The sequence below is a fragment of the Acidimicrobiales bacterium genome (assembly GCA_036270875.1).
GTDB lineage: Bacteria > Actinomycetota > Acidimicrobiia > Acidimicrobiales > AC-9 > AC-9.
Genome location: DATBBR010000078.1, coordinates 1 through 16,387, shown reverse-complemented (window position 1 = coordinate 16,387; position 16,387 = coordinate 1). Strand labels below are relative to the sequence as shown.

Annotated in this window: 19 protein-coding genes; 13 read left to right on the top strand and 6 right to left on the bottom strand. The window is 69.9% G+C overall.

From position 1 onward, the window contains the following. Positions 1-78: 78 nt before the first annotated feature. Positions 79-1,575 (bottom strand): DHA2 family efflux MFS transporter permease subunit, encoded by a 1,497-nt coding sequence (locus tag VH112_09385; protein HEX4540445.1) that lies wholly within the window; start codon positions 1,573-1,575, stop codon positions 79-81. Between the two features lie 75 nt (positions 1,576-1,650). Here VH112_09385 and VH112_09380 point away from each other — a divergent pair, with 75 nt between their 5' ends. From VH112_09380 to VH112_09365, 4 genes are all read left to right on the top strand, one after another. Then, entirely contained in the window at positions 1,651-2,142 is a 492-nt protein-coding gene (locus tag VH112_09380) for a MarR family transcriptional regulator (GenBank protein HEX4540444.1), read from the top strand. A 252-nt stretch (positions 2,143-2,394) separates the two neighbouring features. Next, a complete protein-coding gene (locus VH112_09375) occupies positions 2,395-3,315 on the top strand; it encodes an NAD(P)-dependent oxidoreductase (protein HEX4540443.1) in 921 nt (306 codons plus the stop codon). Positions 3,316-3,347: 32 nt separating this feature from the next. Continuing rightward, a complete protein-coding gene (locus tag VH112_09370) occupies positions 3,348-3,803 on the top strand; it encodes a hypothetical protein (GenBank protein HEX4540442.1) in 456 nt (151 codons plus the stop codon). Continuing rightward, the gene (locus VH112_09365) at positions 3,800-4,102 is read left to right on the top strand and encodes a DUF3817 domain-containing protein (GenBank protein HEX4540441.1); all 303 of its coding nucleotides are present in this window, start codon (positions 3,800-3,802) and stop codon (positions 4,100-4,102) included. The genes VH112_09370 and VH112_09365 overlap by 4 nt, the downstream gene beginning before the upstream one ends. On the opposite strand, the gene VH112_09360 is transcribed toward VH112_09365, so the two are convergent. Continuing rightward, the gene (locus VH112_09360) at positions 4,099-4,572 is read right to left on the bottom strand and encodes a peroxiredoxin (GenBank protein ID HEX4540440.1); all 474 of its coding nucleotides are present in this window, start codon (positions 4,570-4,572) and stop codon (positions 4,099-4,101) included. The genes VH112_09365 and VH112_09360 overlap by 4 nt on opposite strands. Positions 4,573-4,666: 94 nt before the next feature. Between VH112_09360 and VH112_09355 the strand changes: the two genes are divergently transcribed. Then, entirely contained in the window at positions 4,667-5,419 is a 753-nt protein-coding gene (locus tag VH112_09355) for a sulfite exporter TauE/SafE family protein (protein ID HEX4540439.1), read from the top strand. Positions 5,420-5,427: 8 nt separating this feature from the next. On the opposite strand, the gene VH112_09350 is transcribed toward VH112_09355, so the two are convergent. Beyond that, entirely contained in the window at positions 5,428-5,718 is a 291-nt protein-coding gene (locus VH112_09350; GenBank protein HEX4540438.1) for a DUF3039 domain-containing protein, read from the bottom strand. Positions 5,719-5,934: 216 nt separating this feature from the next. Between VH112_09350 and VH112_09345 the strand changes: the two genes are divergently transcribed. The 8 genes from VH112_09345 (at position 5,935) to VH112_09310 (ending at position 13,579) form a co-directional block, all read left to right on the top strand. Continuing rightward, entirely contained in the window at positions 5,935-6,573 is a 639-nt protein-coding gene (locus VH112_09345; GenBank protein ID HEX4540437.1) for a UdgX family uracil-DNA binding protein, read from the top strand. A gap of 623 nt (positions 6,574-7,196) precedes the next feature. Then, positions 7,197-7,973, top strand: coding sequence for a transglycosylase family protein (locus tag VH112_09340; protein HEX4540436.1), 777 nt, complete (start codon positions 7,197-7,199; stop codon positions 7,971-7,973). 181 nt (positions 7,974-8,154) lie between these two features. Beyond that, positions 8,155-8,679, top strand: coding sequence for a universal stress protein (locus tag VH112_09335; protein ID HEX4540435.1), 525 nt, complete (start codon positions 8,155-8,157; stop codon positions 8,677-8,679). 38 nt (positions 8,680-8,717) lie between these two features. Then, entirely contained in the window at positions 8,718-9,896 is a 1,179-nt protein-coding gene (locus tag VH112_09330; protein ID HEX4540434.1) for an acyl-CoA dehydrogenase family protein, read from the top strand. Continuing rightward, complete coding sequence (locus VH112_09325) at positions 9,893-10,846, top strand: bifunctional MaoC family dehydratase N-terminal/OB-fold nucleic acid binding domain-containing protein (protein ID HEX4540433.1); 954 nt, start codon at positions 9,893-9,895, stop codon at positions 10,844-10,846. Before VH112_09330 ends, VH112_09325 begins: the two co-directional genes overlap by 4 nt. Then, a complete protein-coding gene (locus tag VH112_09320) occupies positions 10,846-11,964 on the top strand; it encodes an acyl-CoA dehydrogenase family protein (GenBank protein HEX4540432.1) in 1,119 nt (372 codons plus the stop codon). Before VH112_09325 ends, VH112_09320 begins: the two co-directional genes overlap by 1 nt. Continuing rightward, the gene (locus tag VH112_09315; GenBank protein ID HEX4540431.1) at positions 11,961-12,398 is read left to right on the top strand and encodes a MaoC family dehydratase; all 438 of its coding nucleotides are present in this window, start codon (positions 11,961-11,963) and stop codon (positions 12,396-12,398) included. Before VH112_09320 ends, VH112_09315 begins: the two co-directional genes overlap by 4 nt. Further along, entirely contained in the window at positions 12,395-13,579 is a 1,185-nt protein-coding gene (locus VH112_09310; protein ID HEX4540430.1) for a lipid-transfer protein, read from the top strand. Before VH112_09315 ends, VH112_09310 begins: the two co-directional genes overlap by 4 nt. On the opposite strand, the gene VH112_09305 is transcribed toward VH112_09310, so the two are convergent. From VH112_09305 to VH112_09295, 3 genes are all read right to left on the bottom strand, one after another. Beyond that, complete coding sequence (locus VH112_09305; GenBank protein HEX4540429.1) at positions 13,576-14,073, bottom strand: SRPBCC domain-containing protein; 498 nt, start codon at positions 14,071-14,073, stop codon at positions 13,576-13,578. The genes VH112_09310 and VH112_09305 overlap by 4 nt on opposite strands. Continuing rightward, the gene (locus VH112_09300) at positions 14,045-14,413 is read right to left on the bottom strand and encodes a metalloregulator ArsR/SmtB family transcription factor (GenBank protein HEX4540428.1); all 369 of its coding nucleotides are present in this window, start codon (positions 14,411-14,413) and stop codon (positions 14,045-14,047) included. The genes VH112_09305 and VH112_09300 overlap by 29 nt, the downstream gene beginning before the upstream one ends. A gap of 62 nt (positions 14,414-14,475) precedes the next feature. Continuing rightward, on the bottom strand, positions 14,476-16,131 hold the full coding sequence (locus VH112_09295) for an AMP-binding protein (GenBank protein HEX4540427.1): 1,656 nt from the start codon (positions 16,129-16,131) through the stop codon (positions 14,476-14,478). Positions 16,132-16,387 lie beyond the last annotated feature (256 nt).

Genomic DNA, 16,387 nt, shown 5'->3' with positions numbered 1-16,387 from the left:
CGAAACCCGCCCAGCCGGCTCCGGCTCCGTCTGATCGGAGCGGGAGCCGGCCGGTTGCCACCACCTGACAGGCAGGTGTCACACGGGCTCGAGGACCGCGGCCTCCTCCTCGTCCATCTGCTCGACGTCGACATCCTTCGGCTTCGACTCGAGGACGAAGGCTGCAGCTACGGCCCCGACAATGGCAAGTGCCGCCAAGACGTAGAAGGCGATCTCGAACCCGTAGGTCAGGGCGCTGCCGCTGAGGAGGCTGCTTCCGGGGTGGCTGTTGACGTAATGGGCTGTGTAGGTCGTCGCCACGGTGGCGGCCGCGGCCAGCCCGATCGCCCCGCCGATCTGCTGGCTGGTGTTGATCAGGCCCGAGGCGATCCCGGCGTCACGCTCCTTGACGCCGGTGAGCCCTCCGATCGAAGCCGGCACGAAGGTGAATGCCAGGCCGACGCCGCTCAGCAGGAAGGGCGGGAAGATGTCCCAGAAGTACTGTCCGTGCACCGGCAGCTGGGTGAAGAGCAGGAGCGCGGCACCAGAGATGAGGAGCCCTGCCGGGAGCACCCGGCGCACGCCGATCCGCGTCGTCAGCACCTGGGCGACGTTGGAGAAGGCGATGATGGAGAACGTCAGCGCGATGTAGGCCACGCCGGTCTTGATGGCCGAGTAGTGGAGAACCTGCTGCATGTAGAGGGTCAGCAGGAAGAACATCGAGAAGACGGATGCTCCGCTGAGCAGACCGGCGAGGTTGGAACCGGCCAGGGTCCGCAGACGGAACAGACGCATGGGCAGGAGCGGGGACTTCGAACGCAGCTCGATCACGATGAAGCCCGCGATGAGGCCGACCGCGGAAGCGAGCAGCCCGATCGTCTCGGCCGTTCCCCAGCCGATCTGCGTGGCGCGGGTCATGGCGTAGACGAGCAGCATCAGCCCACCGGTGATCGAGACGGCGCCTGCGACGTCGAAGCTGCGGTGCTGGAGCTGCGCTCGACTCTCCCGGAGCAGCCGGGGAACGAGAGCGATCAGCAGGACGGCCACTGGGACGTTGATGAAGAAGATCCACTGCCAGCTGAGGTAGGACGTGAGGACTCCGCCCAGGAGGACGCCGGCGGCCCCGCCGCTTCCGGCGGCGGCCCCGAAGACACCGAGGGCCACGTTCCGGTCCCGGCCTTCGGCGAAGGTCGTCATCAGCAGGGCCAGGGCGGCCGGAGACAGGAGCGCCGCGCCGAGCCCCTGCAAGCCGCGAAACGCGATCAAGGAGCCCTCCGACCAGGCCAGCCCGGATAGGAGCGAGGCCGCTCCGAAGAGGGCGATGGCCCCGATGAACACCCGACGCCGGCCGAGCAGGTCGGCCAACCGGCCTCCGAGGAGCAGGACGCCACCGAAGACGATGGAATAGGCGGTCACCACCCACTGCAGGTTCACCTGCGAGAAGTGGAGGTCGGTCTTGATCGACGGCAGGGCCACGTTCACGATGGCGATGTCGAGCACGACCATGAACTGGGCGGCGACGATAACGGCGAGGGCCAGCCAGCGACCCCTGTCAGATCGAGCGGCGGCGCGTGGTGCTTGGAGAGCGGTCGTCATCGGCGCGTACCCCTATCATTGAGAGAACCCACGATCGTTTGGGACAACGATGGGTTCGGGTAGACTATTTCCGTGGTGACACAAGACACATGCGCTGGAAAGCTGCCACTGGCGGGAAGGCCAAGGGAGCTGCTCGACAGCCCCGTGTTCCTGCTGGGGTATGTCGGCTCGTCCGTGAAGGCGTCCGCCAATGAGGCCTTCGAGCGAGTAGGGGCGAACCTGTACGACCTCGGCATCCTGGCCCTGCTCGACGAGGGGGCACGCGACACGCAGGCGTCCATCGCCGATGCTCTCGGCCTTGATCGAGGTCAGCTGGTGGGAGTGCTCGACGACCTGGAGGAGCAGGGGCTGATCGAGCGGCACCGCGATCCCAAGGATCGCCGTCGCCACATGGTGAGCCTGACTCCAGCGGGCAGGCGCCGGCTGGCGAAGCTGCGGACCGTCCTCCAGGAGCTGGAGGACGACGTGCTGCAGCCGCTCGGCACCAAGGGCCGCTCGACCTTGCACACGCTGCTTCTCGACGTCGGGCGGCACGAAGCGCCCGACGCCACGGTCCGGGCAGGCTAAGGGCCCGGGAGCGGCTGCGGGCGGTTGACCGGCCCTGCCGCAGGGGTACCCACTTTCGGATCAACCATTGTCGGGAGGCCTCCCTGGCTCTACGCTCGGGAGCGAGAGGGGAGCTCGCCCGATTTGCGAGTTGGCGGGATCGGGGGGGTCGCAGCGCCAGCAGGCAGGCGGAAGGGGGATCTGAGCTTCGCCCCCTTTTGCCGCGCCCGGTGCGGGCTCCGGCGTAACGGCCATCCTCTAACCTCCCGCTCCATGGCAACCCTGCAGGGCGAGAAGATCCTCTTCACCGGCCCCACGGGCCAGGTCGGCAAGCCCCTGGCCCTGGCGCTGGCGGCGGACAACGAGGTGTGGGGCCTCGCCCGCTTCAAGGACCCGGTGGCCCGGGCCGAGATCGAGTCGGGAGGCGTGACGTGCGTAGCCCACAACCTGGCCACCGACGACTTCAGCGCGCTACCCGACGATTTCACGTACGTGCTCAACTTCAGCGTCGTCAAGAGCGGGCGCTGGGACCGCGACCTGGCGGCCAACGCGGAAGCGGTGGGTCTGCTGATGCAGCACTGTCGCCGGGCCAAGGCCTTCCTGCACTGCTCGTCGACCGCCGTCTACCAGCCCGACGACCATCGTCGGCTCGCCGAGACCGATCCGCTGGGGGACAACCATCGGGTGCTCATGCCCACCTACAGCATCACCAAGATCGCCGCCGAGGCCATGGCCCGAGCCGGGGCTCGCCAGTGGGGACTGCCGACGACCATCGCCCGCCTCAACGTGCCGTACGGTGACAACGGCGGGTGGCCGCTGTTCCACCTCGAGATGATCCTGGCCGAACAGCCGATCGCCGTGCATACCAATGCCCCGAGCATCTTCAACCCCATCCACGAGTCGGACATCATCGCCATGGTGCCCCGTCTGCTCGAGGTCGCAGGCGTGCCGGCGACGATCGTGAACTGGGCTGGGAAGGACGCGGTGAGCATCGAAGAATGGTCGGCGTACCTCGGCCGCCTCGTCGGCAAGGAGCCCCGCTTCGAGCACACCGAGCAGGTGCTGGAGAGCGTCACGACCGACAACACCCGCCTGCACGAGCTGGTCGGCGAGACGACCGTGGACTGGCGCGACGGGATGCGGCGCATGGTGGCCGCCCGCCACCCCGAGCTCACGCTGGCCGGCGCCGAGTGACCAGGTCGCAGGGGCCGGAATAGGCTTGCGGCGTGCGCAGCACCTGGCTCTCGTCTCGGGCCATCCTCCTGCACCTCACGATGACCGTACTGGTGGCGGCGATGGCCGGTCTGACCTGGTGGCAGGCGAGCCGGGCGCTGTCAGGGAACACGCTGAGCTACGTCTACGCCTTCGAGTGGCCGCTCCTGGCCGGCGTCGTCGTCTACATGTGGTGGGACATGCTGCACGAACGCCCCGATCGTGGCAGCCGCCAGGCGCGGCGGGCTGCCGCTGCTAGCACCAACGGCGTCGCCGCCAGCACGAACGGCGCTGCCGCCGCCAGGACCAACGGCGTCGCCGCCAGCACCAACGGCGCTGTCGCAGCCGACGCGAGCCCGGTCGTCACCAGCTATCGCGACGACGAGGACGAGGAGCTCGCCGCCTACAACCGGTACCTGGCCGAGCTCAACGCCAGCGGCCGGCGCAAGACCTGGCGGCATCCCACATGAGCGGCGCGCTCCTCCGCTACCGCGTCATGGCCTACGTCGTCGGGGTGGGCCTGCTGGTCCTCGTGCTCGTCGGCGTTCCCCTGAAGTACGCGGCGGGATCGCCAGGCGTGGTCGCTGTGGTGGGGCCCATCCATGGCATCTTGTACATCGTCTACCTGGTCACCGCCTACGACCTGGCGCGCCGCGGCCGATGGACGCTGGGCCAGATGGCGGAGGTGGTGGGCGCCGGCTTCGTGCCCTTTCTTGCCTTCGTGGTCGAGCGTCAGGTCACCCGCCGCGTCGAGCGGGAGCTGCGCTAGCCGCCCGTGGTGCTCTGACCGGCCTGGGCGGCCCGCAGGACCGCCAGCGCCTCGTCGGCGTGCTTGTCCATGTTGAGCTCGCTGGCGATGCTGGCCAGTAGGCGCCGATCGGTGCCGATGACGAAGCTGGCACGGCGGTTGAACAGCGGCCCCGGCCGCTTGACGCCGAACGCCTTGGCGACCCGACGGTCCGGATCCGACAGCAGCGGGAAATCGAAGTCATGCTTGGCCGTGAACTGCTGCTGGCGCTCGACCGAGTCGGCGCTGATGCCGAGCCGGCGGGCGCCGAGCGCGCCGAACTCGGCTCCGAGGTCGCGGAAGTGGCAGCTCTCCGCCGTGCATCCCGGCGTCATGGCCTTGGGATAGAAGAACAGCACCACCGGGCCCTGACCCAGCTCCTCGTAGAGACGGACTGTTTGGCCTTTGTCGGCCACGAGCTCGAAGTCCGGTACCTCGTCACCGTTGCGCACGACACCTCACTATAGGGGCGGCCCCGTTCGCTGGCGGCTCGCCCGCCCTGGACGGGGCTCGACATCCTCCGGCGCCGTGGCCTAGACCGGCGCCATGTCCGCGTCGACCGCCCTGGCGATCCTCGCGGCCGGGCTAGCCGCCGGGACGATCAACACCATCGTGGGCTCCGGCTCGCTCATCACCTTTCCGACGCTGCTGGCGGTCGGGTACCCGGCGGTGACGGCCAACGTCAGCAACACCGTCGGGCTCGTGCCCGGCGTGGTGAGCGGGAGCGTCGGCTACCGCCGAGAGCTGACGGGTCAGCGCCGGCGGCTGGCGGTCCTGGGCGTGCCGGCGGTCGCCGGGGGGATCACCGGAGCGGTGCTGCTGCTCGTGCTTCCGAGCTCGGTGTTCCGCCACATCGTGCCGGTCCTCATCCTCGTCGCCTGCGGCCTGGTGCTCGCCCAGCCTGCCCTCAGTCGGCGCCTCGCGGCGCGGAGGGGGAGCGACGAGCACCACGGTGGGGTCGGACTGTATGTCACGGTCTTCGCGACGGGCGTGTACGGCGGCTACTTCGGCGCCGCCCAGGGCGTCATGCTGATCGCCCTCCTCGCTATCTTCCTGTCCGACGACCTCCAGCGGCTGAACGCGGCCAAGAACGTGCTGGCGATGCTGGTGAACGGCGTCGCAGCCGTGATCTTCATCGCCGTCGCCCACGTGGCCTGGGGAGCGGCGGGCCTGCTCGCCGCGGGCTCGGTCATCGGCGGACAGGTCGGCGCCACGGTAGGTCGACGCCTCTCCCCGGTGCTGCTGCGGACGGTGATCGTCGTCGTCGGCGTGGCGGTCTCGATCGACCTGCTCGTCTAGGGCGGCTCTCAGCCCGCGGGCACCTGCCAGCCGTAGGACTGGGCGATCTCCTTGCAGGTGGGGCACAACGGGTAGCGGCGGGGGTCCCGTCCCGGGACCCAGACCTTGCCGCACAGGGCCCGGACCGGGACCTGGTTGATGATGCCCTCGGCCACGGTGGTGCCGGTCGGCACGAAGTCGCCCTCGTTGGTATGCAAGCCGCCGAGGACGATGTGGGTCATCCGCTCGTGGTCGCCCTCATCGGCGAGGGGATCGGTGTTGACGGGGGCGACGTCGGGCGAGGTATCGACTTGGCTCACAATGCCCCAAGCGTAGCGACACACCGACAGAGCGGAGCCCCAAGGAAATTTCCTCCGGGCCGGCCCTCGAGGTCTCCCTCTCCGGCTGGCCCTTCGGTCGTCCCCTCGGGGCTCCAGCCGTGAACATACGCCCGGGACCTTCGGTCGTCAACGGAAAAAAATCACCGAGATCGCAAGTCTCGTGGCGCCGGTGCGCTGCCGGGGTAGATCTGCCCCGTGACCTCGTCTACGGCGCAGGAGCTCATTCCCGACCATCCCACCCTCGACAGCCTGCGAGCGGCCGCTGCGTGCTGCACCGCCTGCTCCTTGCACAAGGACGCCACCCAGACCGTGTTCGGGTCCGGGAGCGGTGACGCTCCGGTGATGCTCGTGGGCGAGCAGCCCGGAGACAAGGAGGACCTGGCCGGCGAGCCGTTCGTGGGTCCGGCGGGCAAGCTTCTCGGCCAGGCGCTCGGAGAGGCCGGCATCGACCGCCGCCGGGTGTACCTCACCAATGCGGTCAAGCACTTCAAGTTCACCCGTCGCGGAAAGCTGCGCCTCCACAAGAAGCCCAGCGCCCTCGAGGTGGCGGCGTGCCGCCCGTGGTTGGAGGCCGAGCTGGCGGTCGTCCGGCCGCAGATCGTGGTGCTGCTCGGGGCGACCGCCGCCCAGGCCCTGCTGGGCTCGAGCTTCCGTGTGACCAAGGAGCGCGGTCGGTTCGTGGACTGGCCCTACGAGCCGAAGGTCACCGCCACCGTGCACCCTTCGTCCATCCTCAGGGCGCCCGACGAGGGCTCCCGCCAGGCCGAGCTGGCCCGGTTCGTCCAGGACCTCGAGATGGTGGCTGCCGCCCTGGCCGACCGAGACGGCCGCTGACCAGGGCGAGCGACGGTGAGGTTTGGATTCTGGGGAGTGGGTAGAACGTCGACGGCTTCGCCTCGGTCCCAGCCCTCGATCCCCCATTGCCCCACACGTCCCAACTTTGAGCAGGCCTCGTGGTGCTCCAGGGAGAAAGCCTTGAACGCAATGCGAATGGTCTCTAACGTCGATTTGGCGTCACGATCGCGGTATCGGCGCGTTCACCTGGGCTTTTTCTCCCGATTTGCGTCGCTGCGGGGTGGTTGTCTAACTTAGCGCCCGCTGCACATATGCGCGCGCCGTCGAGATCGATGGCCCCGTGTGGCCACGTCCCAACAACAGAGTCCGACTAAACGCGCGCAGCCAACAATCCACCCAAAAGCTCTTCGTCACAACTCAAACACGAACGAACGCGGCCAGCGGCCAAGGAAGTGGCTCGCTGCGGCCAACGAAAGGAGGAGTGCCCCTCGGTCCAGCGAAACAGGGTTTTCCGTCCGCACCTCGTACGGACCTCACATCCAGGGCCGAACGCTGGGGATCCAGTTTGGCTCGCGAGCCGCATGCGTTCCGACGGTCTGCCCGCATTTTCACGCCACACCTGAAGCCCTCCAGGGTTTCCGTGACTTCAAGGAGGCGCATAAATGCGCAAGCACCGACTCACCGCATCATTCGCAAGCTCGGCGGTCGCCGCAGGGGCCGCGATTGGTACTGCCATTGCTACTGGCCAGCCGGCCACCGCCGCACCCGCCACTCCCGGCCCGAAGCCGGCGAGTCCGGAGATCGGCGATCTCGTCCTCGCAGCCATCCCGCATTTCCCCGTCCTGGCCGCGACCACTGGGTTCAGTCGCGACCTCTCCCTCAGCGCGCCTTGGCAGGTTGGCCCCGACGTGCGGGCCCTCCAGTCGGGCTATTCCGCCCACGGGGTCAATCCTGGCCCCATCGACGGGATCTTCGGTCCGCTGACCGAGGCCGCGACCCGGTCCTTCCAGGCCTCCAAGGGCCTGGCTGTGGACGGCGTCGCGGGCCCGGCAACCTGGGCCGCCGCCGTCGGGGGCCCCGTTAGCGCTCCGGCCGCCCACTGGGCGCCGGCTCCCGCTCCTGCTCCCGTCCAGCACACCTTCTCGGCGCCGGCCGCCCCGCAGCAACAGGCGGTCGCGTCGTCGTCCAACTCGAGCGCCGCAGGCGGTGTGTGGGCGTGCATACGGCAGCATGAGTCAGGTGGCAACTACTCCGCGAGCACAGGCAACGGCTACTACGGGGCCTACCAGTTCAGCCAGCAGACGTGGAGTGGTTTGGGCTACCCCGGTAGTCCTGCCTCGGCCTCGCCTGCGACCCAGGATGCGGCTGCTCAGAAGCTCCAGGCCCAGAGCGGTTGGGGCCAGTGGCCGGTCACGTCCAGGGCTTGCGGCCTTCGCTGAGCCGACCGGCTCAAATCCTCCGGCTCGACGCCGGACCGTGACCCACCGACCGGGGTTCCCACGGGGCCCCGGTCGGTGCGCGTCCGGGCCTGCGGACGGGCCCAGAGTGTGTGCTCAATGCTGGCGTCGACGCCGCTGATGCGGTCGAATTGGCCGTCGCGCCAAGGAAAGGTGGCTGGCCATGCTCGAAGGCGAAGCGTCGCAATCGGGAGGCCGGCCCAACCGTGGAAGGGTCGTCGTCGGGGTGGACGGGTCCTCCGGGTCCCGGCAGGCCCTGAGCTGGGCCCTGGCCGAGACGAAGCTGCGGGGCGCGGCCTTGGAGGTCGTCCACTCCTGGAACTACCCCGATCAGGGGACGAAGGCCTCAGCCGCCTCGGGCCCGGCAGTCCCGGTCGAAGCGCTCGAGGAGGACGCGCTCGAGGTGGTGGAGGAGAGCCTCGCCGGCCTCCCCGTCGGCGAGGGACTCGATCTCCGACGCCACGTGGCGCCGGCGCCGGCGGCCCTGGCGCTGGTGGAGGCGGCCGAGGGTGCCGACCTGCTCGTCGTCGGGGCGCGGGGCAGAGGAGGGTTCGCCGGACTGCTGCTCGGCTCGGTCGCCCAGCAGTGCGCCCAGCACACGCCGTGTCCGCTCGTGATCGTGCCTGCGCCCGGCGAGCGCTTCGAGTTCGACCCCGGCCGCGCCCGGGCCGAGCTCGCCTCGTTGTAGGCCTGACGCTCTGTTAGGTTTCAGCCGGACCGCTCGTCATGTTCCTCGACTACACGACCGAGCAGAAAGACCTGCGCCAGCAGCTGCGCCAGTACTTCGCGCGCCTGCTGCCCGACGACGTGCGCACCGAGCTCGGCGGCCCCGGCGAGGGCGGACCGCTCTACCGCCGCCTCGTGCGCCAGATGGGAGCTGACGGATGGCTGGGTATCGGCTGGCCCCGGGAGTACGGAGGTCAGGGCCGGCCGCCGACCGACCAGTTCATCTTCTTCGACGAGGCGCAGCGGGCGGGGGCGCCGATCCCCTTCGTCACCCTCAACACGGTCGGGCCGACACTGATGAGGTTCGGCAACGAGGAGCAGAGGGCGCGCTTCCTGCCCGGCATCCTCGCTGGTGAGATCCACTTCGCCATCGGCTACACCGAGCCCGAGGCGGGGACCGACCTGGCGTCGTTGCGGACCAGGGCCGTCCGCGACGGCGACGAGTACGTCGTCACCGGCAGCAAGGTCTTCACCAGCGGGGCCAACGACGCCGACTACATCTGGCTGGCCGTCCGCACTGACCCCGACGCGCCCAAGCACAAGGGGATCTCCCTCCTGCTCGTCCCGACCGCCGCGCCCGGCTTCAAGGTCTCGCCGATCGTCACCGTCGGCGGCGTCCGCACCAACGCCACGTACTACGACGACCTGCGGGTGCCGGCGGCCAATCTCGTGGGGCGGGAGAACGAGGGCTGGCGCATGATCACGACCCAGCTCAATCACGAGCGGGTCGGCCTGGCCGCCATGGGTGGCATGGCCCACCGCCTGTGGGACGAGGTGCTGTCGTGGGCGGCGTCCACCCCCGCCGACGGCGGGGGCACCGTGCTCGACCAGCCGTGGGTGCAGATGGACCTGGCCAGGACGCACGCCCGTCTCGAAGCCATGAAGCTGCTCAACTGGCGGATGACGGCCGACACGGCGGCCGGCACGCTCAACCCGGGGGACTCCTCGTCGGTCAAGGTCTACGGCACCGAGTGCCTGATCGACGTCTACCGGACGCTCCTCGGGATCCTGGGACCGCTCGGGTATCTGCCCGCCTCCGAGGCGGGCGCCGTGCTCCACGGTGACCTCGAGCGCGCGGCGCGGGCCGCCCAGGTCAACACCTTCGGCGGCGGGGTCAACGAGGTCCAGCGGGAGATCGTCGCCAGCGTGGGCCTGGGCATGGCCCGCGCACCGCGGTGAGCGACGCGTTCCTGGAGAAGGCGCGGTCCTTCGAGGGTCGCCCCGTCGGGCCTCCCGAGCCGGGCGCCGACCCCGTCAACCAGCCCATGATCCGCCACTGGTGCGAGGCCATCGGCGACGACAACCCGATCTACACCGACCCGGAGGCGGCGGGCCGGTCGGTCCACGGCGGCGTCGTGGCGCCTCCGGTCATGCTCCAGGCGTGGGTCATGCGCGGCATCAAGCCCCGCCCAACCAGCGGCGGGAACGCGCGCGACGAGCTCATGGCCATGATCGATGCCGCCGGCTTCAGCTCGGTGGTCGCCACCGACTGCGAGCAGGACTATTACCGGTACCTGCATCCGGGGGACCACCTGTCGATGACGTCGACGATCGAATCGATCTCGGAGGAGAAGAAGACGGCGCTCGGCGCCGGCCACTTCGTCACGACGCGCAGCGACTACCACGACCAGGGGGGCGAGCTCGTCGCCAGCATGCGCTTCCGGATCCTGAAGTTCCGACCAGCGGCGCGCAAACCGGCCAAGCCAGAGGCGAGCGACCGGCGCCAACGACCGCGGCGGCCGCGCCCGGCCGTGACCCCGGACAACGCCTTCTTCTTCGAGGGCGCCCGCCGGGGCCAGCTGCTGATACAGCGCTGCGCGTCCTGCGGCCTCCTGCGGCATCCCCCCCATGCGATGTGCTCGCAGTGCCGGTCGTTCGACTGGGACACGGTCGAAGCCAGCGGGCGGGCGACGCTGTACAGCTTCGTCGTCGTCCACTATCCCGAGGTCCCCGCCTTCGACTACCCCCTCGTCGTCGGCCTGGTGGAGCTGGAGGAGGGCACCCGGCTGGTGACCGACGTGATCGGCGTCGACCCGAGCGACGTGCACATCGGCATGCCGCTCGAGCTCGAGATGGTCGCCTTCGACGACGAGCTCACCCTGCCCCAGTTCCACCCGGTGGCGAGCTGATGGACTTCACGCTCTCGGAGGACCAGCAGGCGATCGCCGACCTGGCGGCCAGGATCTTCGAGGACCAGGCCACGCCGGAGCGGGTGAAGGAAGTCGAGGGGGGAACCGACCGCTTCGACCGTGCCCTGTGGACCAAGCTCGCCGAAGCCAACCTCCTTGGTATCGCCCTACCCGAGGACGTCGGCGGCAGCGGGTACGGGATCGTCGAGCTGTGCCTGCTCCTCGAGCAGCAGGGCAAGCGCGTGGCGCCGGTACCGCTGCTCCCCACCCTGGCCATGGGGGCGCTGCCCATCGCCGAGCTCGGCACGCCCGAGCAGCGGGCGCGCTGGCTGCCCGGCGTCATCGAGGGCCACACCATCCTCACCGCGGCGCTGGCCGAGGTCGGGTCCGGCACGCTGGGCCCGGGCGTCACGGCCGAGCCCGACGGCGTCGGCTGGCGCCTCGACGGCACGGCGATGAGCGTCCCCGCCGCCCATCTCGCCGCCCGGGTGCTGGTGCCGGCCCGCATGCCGGGCGGGGATCTCGGTGTCCTCCTGGTCGACCCCACCGGGCCTGGCATAACGCGCCAGCTGGCCCGGACAACCGACCGGGCGATCGCCGCCCACCTCTCGTTCGCCGGCGCGTCGGTCGGGCCCGAGGACGTGCTCGGGAGCCCCGACGGCGCCAGCCCCGTCGGCCGGGTCCTCGACCGGGCCGTGGTGGCCCTGTGCGCTGTGCAGGTGGGGGTCGCCGAGGAGGCCCTCAGGATGGCGGCCGAGTACACGTCAGGCCGTCATCAGTTCGGTCGGCCGCTGGCCACCTTCCAGGGGGCGGCCCTCAAGGCGGCCGACGCCTACATCGACACCGAGGCCATGCGGGCGACGATGTGGCAGGCGGCGTGGAGACTGTCGCAAGGCATGGACGCGACCGACGCGGTGGCGGTGGCCAAGTGGTGGGCCGCCGACGCCGGACACCGGGTCGTGCACACCACCCAGCACCTGCACGGTGGCCTCGGAGCAGACGTGGACTATCCGATCCACCGCTACTTCCTGTGGGGCAAGCAGATCGAGGTGACCCTGGGCGGCGCCAGCCAGCAGCTGGCCCGGCTGGGCCGCGAGATCGCCGCGGCCGCCAGATGACGACCACGACCACCCTCGCCTACGACGACGTGAGCGTCGGCGACCAGCTGCCCGAGCTGTCGATCCCACTCACCCGCACGCTCATCGTGGCCACCGCCATCGCGTCGCGCGACTACCAGGACGTCCACCACGATCCCGGCCTGGCCCATGAGCGCGGGTCCAAGGACATCTTCATGAACATCCTCAGCACCAATGGCTTCGTGGGCCGTTTCATCACCGACTGGGCCGGTCCCGACGCCGTGCTCGAGCGGGTGAAGATCCGCCTCGGTGCTCCCAACTATCCCGGCGACACGATGGTGATGACCGGCACGGTCACCGCGAAGCAAGAGGTCGACGGCAAGGGCGTCGTCGAGGTTGCGGTCAAGGGGGCCAACAGCCTCGGCGACCACGTGTCGGGCACCGTCCGTCTGGCCCTGCCGCGAGCGACGCCGTGACGAGCGCCAACGAGCTGGCCGACAAGGCGGCGATCGTCGGGATCGGCGCCACGGAGTTCTCCAAGGACTCCGGGCGCAGCGAGATGCGCCTGGCCGTCGAGGCCACCGCGGCCGCGCTCGACGACGCCGGGATCGACCCGGCGCAGGTCGACGGGATGGTCACGTTCACCATGGACGGCAACCCCGAGATCGAGATCGCCCGCAACCTCGGGATCGGTGCGCTCACCTTCTTCAGCCGCATCCACCACGGGGGAGGGGCCGCCTGCGCCACCGTCGAGCAGGCGGCCATGGCCGTCGCCACCGGTGTGGCCGACGTCGTGGTCTGCTACCGGGCGTTCAACGAGAGGTCGGGTCGACGCTTCGGGGCCGGCGTGCAGGACCGGCCTCCTATGCCGACGGCCGAGAGCGCGCACTTCAGCTGGTACGCCCCCTTCGGCCTCCTCACGCCGGCGCAATGGGTCGCCATGTTCGCCACCCGCTACATGCACGAGTACGGAGCCACCAGCGAGGACTTTGGCCGGGTGGCCGTGGCCGATCGCCGACACGCGGCGAGCAACCCGGCGGCCTGGTTCTACGAGCAGCCCATCACCCTCGAGGACCACCAGCGGTCCCGCTGGATCGTCGAGCCCCTGCACCTCCTCGACTGCTGCCAGGAGAGCGACGGCGCCCAGGCACTCGTGGTGACCAGTCGCGAGCGGGCCACCGACCTTCGTCAGCCCCCGGCGATCATCCGGGCCGCTGCCCAGGGCGCGGGCGAAGACCAGGACATGATGACCAGCTACTACCGGGACAGCATCAGCGGGCTGCCCGAGATGGGACTGGTCGCCCGTCAGCTGTGGGCGACGGCGGGCATCGGGCCCGCCGACATCCAGACGGCGGTCATCTACGACCACTTCACCCCGTTCGTGCTGTGCCAGCTGGAGGAGTTCGGCTTCTGCGGCCGGGGTGAGGCGAAGGACTTCGTTCGCGACGGGAACGTCGAGCTGGGCGGCGCCCTACCGATCAACACCCACGGCGGGCAGCTCGGTGAGGCCTACATCCACGGCATGAACGGCATCGCCGAGGGCGTGCGCCAGGTGCGCGGCACCTCCGTCAACGAGGTCAAGGGCGTCGAGCACGTCCTCGTCACCGCCGGAACCGGGGTGCCGACGAGCGGGCTGATCCTCGGCGTCGATCGTTAACCTCGATCGGGCGGTCCGATAGTCGCCGCCTCGGGCCCGAACTGCTCCACGTAGCGAGAGTGGACCTGGCTCCATCGCTCCCCCCAGGCCCGTGGCGGCGTTCCTTCCAGGTGGTCCTCGAGATGGTCGAGGCACTCGTGCCAGCCGGCGGCATCGCGCGCCGCCTTGCCGAGCTCGTCGAACGTGTCGGTCAGTGTGAACGTGCAGCCGTCGCCCTCGGGGATGATCTCGAGGCGGAGGGTGTCGGGCCCCCATCGGAACTCGAGCAGCGAGCCCTCCTCGACGGCCAGAACCGCGCCGTCCATCATCGGGTACTCGCCATGGAACTCGAGCCTGGAGCCGACGATCCACTGGCCGACAATTCGGCCCGGGAACCAGGCCTGGAGGTGCTCGGGCTCGGTGATGGCCCGCCACACCTTCTGCGGCGAGTGCGCCAGCCGGCGGCTGAACCGCAGCCGGAACCGGTCATCCGTCTGGAGCAGCTGTCCTTCCATGTCGTCGATCTCCTTTCGGGGAGGGAGAGTTGTGCATGTCGTCCATGTCGTCGAGATGACGTTCGAGGGCATCGAGGCTGGAGCTCCACATCGCCCGGTAGGGCGCGATCCAGTCGTCGATCTCGCGGAGCGGCGCAGCCCGTACCCGGTACAAGCGGCGCTGGGCGTCGACCCGAGCCTCGACGAGGCCCGCGTCGCGCAGCACACCGAGGTGCTTCGACACCGCCGGCTGGCTCACGGCCAGCGCGTGGACCAGGTCTCCGACCGGGCGTTCCCCATGGCGGAGGAGGTCAAGGATGCGTCGCCGGTTGGGCTCGGCCAGTACCTCGAACGCCATCATCGGCCTTCACTATGCCTTAGCAGCTATATATCTGTCAAGGGATATAAGTGGCCGCTCGTCCCTCAGCCGGCGTCGAGCGAGCTGAGCCGTCCCCGGACCGTGAAAGCAGCCCGCAGGTCGGAGATGTCCTCGGCGGTCAGGCGGCGGAACTGCTCCGCAGGGGTGGGGCGCCACCACACCGGGTCGCGGCACTCCCAACGCTGGCGTCGCAGCACCCTCTTGAGGACCTTGCTCGTCGGCGTGACGGGGAGCTGGTCGGTGACCCGTACGAAGCGCGGCGCCCATTTTGTGCCCAGATCCGGCTGCGCGGCCAGGAACGCGGCCAGCCCGTCGGGATCGAGCTCGCGCCCGGGTCGCAGCTGCAGGGCGGCCATCACCTGGTCGCCCACCTCGGGGTCGGGGATGGCGTACACCACCGCCAGCAGCACGTCGGGATGGCGGGCGAGTATGCGCTCGACGGGGGCGGCGGCGAAGTTCTCGCCGTCCACCCTCAGCCAGTCGAAGCCTCGCCCCGCAAAATAGAAATAGCCCTCGGCGTCGCGGTAGGCGAGGTCGCCGGTCCGGTACACGCCGTTCTGCACCCGCTCGGCGTCGGCTTCCTCGTTCTTCCAGTAGCCCTCGAACGCGGCGATGGGTGAGCGGGACGACAGCTCGCCGATCGCCGCGTCCGGGTTGACCAACCGTCCGTGCTCGTCGAACTCGGCCGGCGCGCATTCTCCACCCGTCTCCAGATCGAGCACCACCGTGCCCTCGGGCGCCCGACCGAGCGCGCCCGCCGGCATGTCGGGCGTGCGCCCGACGGTGACCCCGCCCTCGGTGGACCCGTAGGCGTCGACCACCGTGCACCCGAACCGGACGCCGAAGCGCTCGAGGTCCAGGTCCGCCCCTTCGTTGCCGAAGGCGAGGACGAGCGGGTTGTCGGCGTCGTCGGGCGCCTCGGGCGTGGCCAGGATGTAGGACAGCGGCTTGCCCACGTAGTTGAAGAAGGTGGCCCCGAACCGGCGTACGTCGGGGAGGAACCCCGACGCCGAGAACCTCCGCCGCAGGGCCATGGCCGCGCCAGATGCCAAGGTCGGAGCCCAACCCGCCATCAGCGCGTTCGAGTGGAACAGGGGCATGACCTCGTAACAGACGTCGTCCGGCGTGAGGCCGAAGTTCTTGCCGGCCGCCTGCCCGATGCGGGCCAGCCGCCCCTGCGAGCAGATGCAGGCCTTCGGCTGTCCGGACGTGCCGGAGGTGAACAGCAGGAGGTAGCGTGACTGCGGCGCTGGCCGCTCATCGGGAAGGGCCGTACCCCGCATGTTCGCCAGCAGCGCGTCGTACGGCCTCGACTCGATGTCCAGCACGCGCTCCTCGGACATTCGCAGGTCGAGCCCGTCGAGAAGGGGAAGATGGGCCGGCTCGGTGACGATCAGCTGGCATTCCGTGTGGGTGATGTCGCGCTCCAGCTCGCGGCCCCGGCGCGTCGGGTTGATTCCGACGACCGTCGCGCCTGCCAGCGCCGCCGCACCCAGCCACATGGGGAACTCCGGCACGTTGTCGAGCAGGACGCCGACATGGAATGGGCCCGGCTGGCGCAGCCCGACGAGGGCCGACGCCCGGTCGGCGCAGGCCTGGGCGTACTCGGCCCAGGTCCAGGTCTCGTCCTCGAAGAGGAGCGCCGGCCTGGTGCCGTGCTCTTCGGCCCGGCGGAGAACGAGCTCGGCGATCGTGGTCATCGGCGCAGTCTGCACCTCGCGGACGAGTCGGCGCCCGGCAGGTCGGAGAGTCCACCATCCGGGAACGGCGCGACGGTAGCTTCCCCGCGGACATGGCGGCGCAACGCAGCGGTTGGTCGGGAGCACTGGCGTACGTGCCCGCCCTGGACGGCCTCAGGGCGGTGGCCGTGCTCGCCGTCATCGCCTACCACCTCAACTTCGGGTGGGCCCAGGGCGGCTACCTCGGCGTCGACCTGTTCTTCGTGCTCAGCGGCTA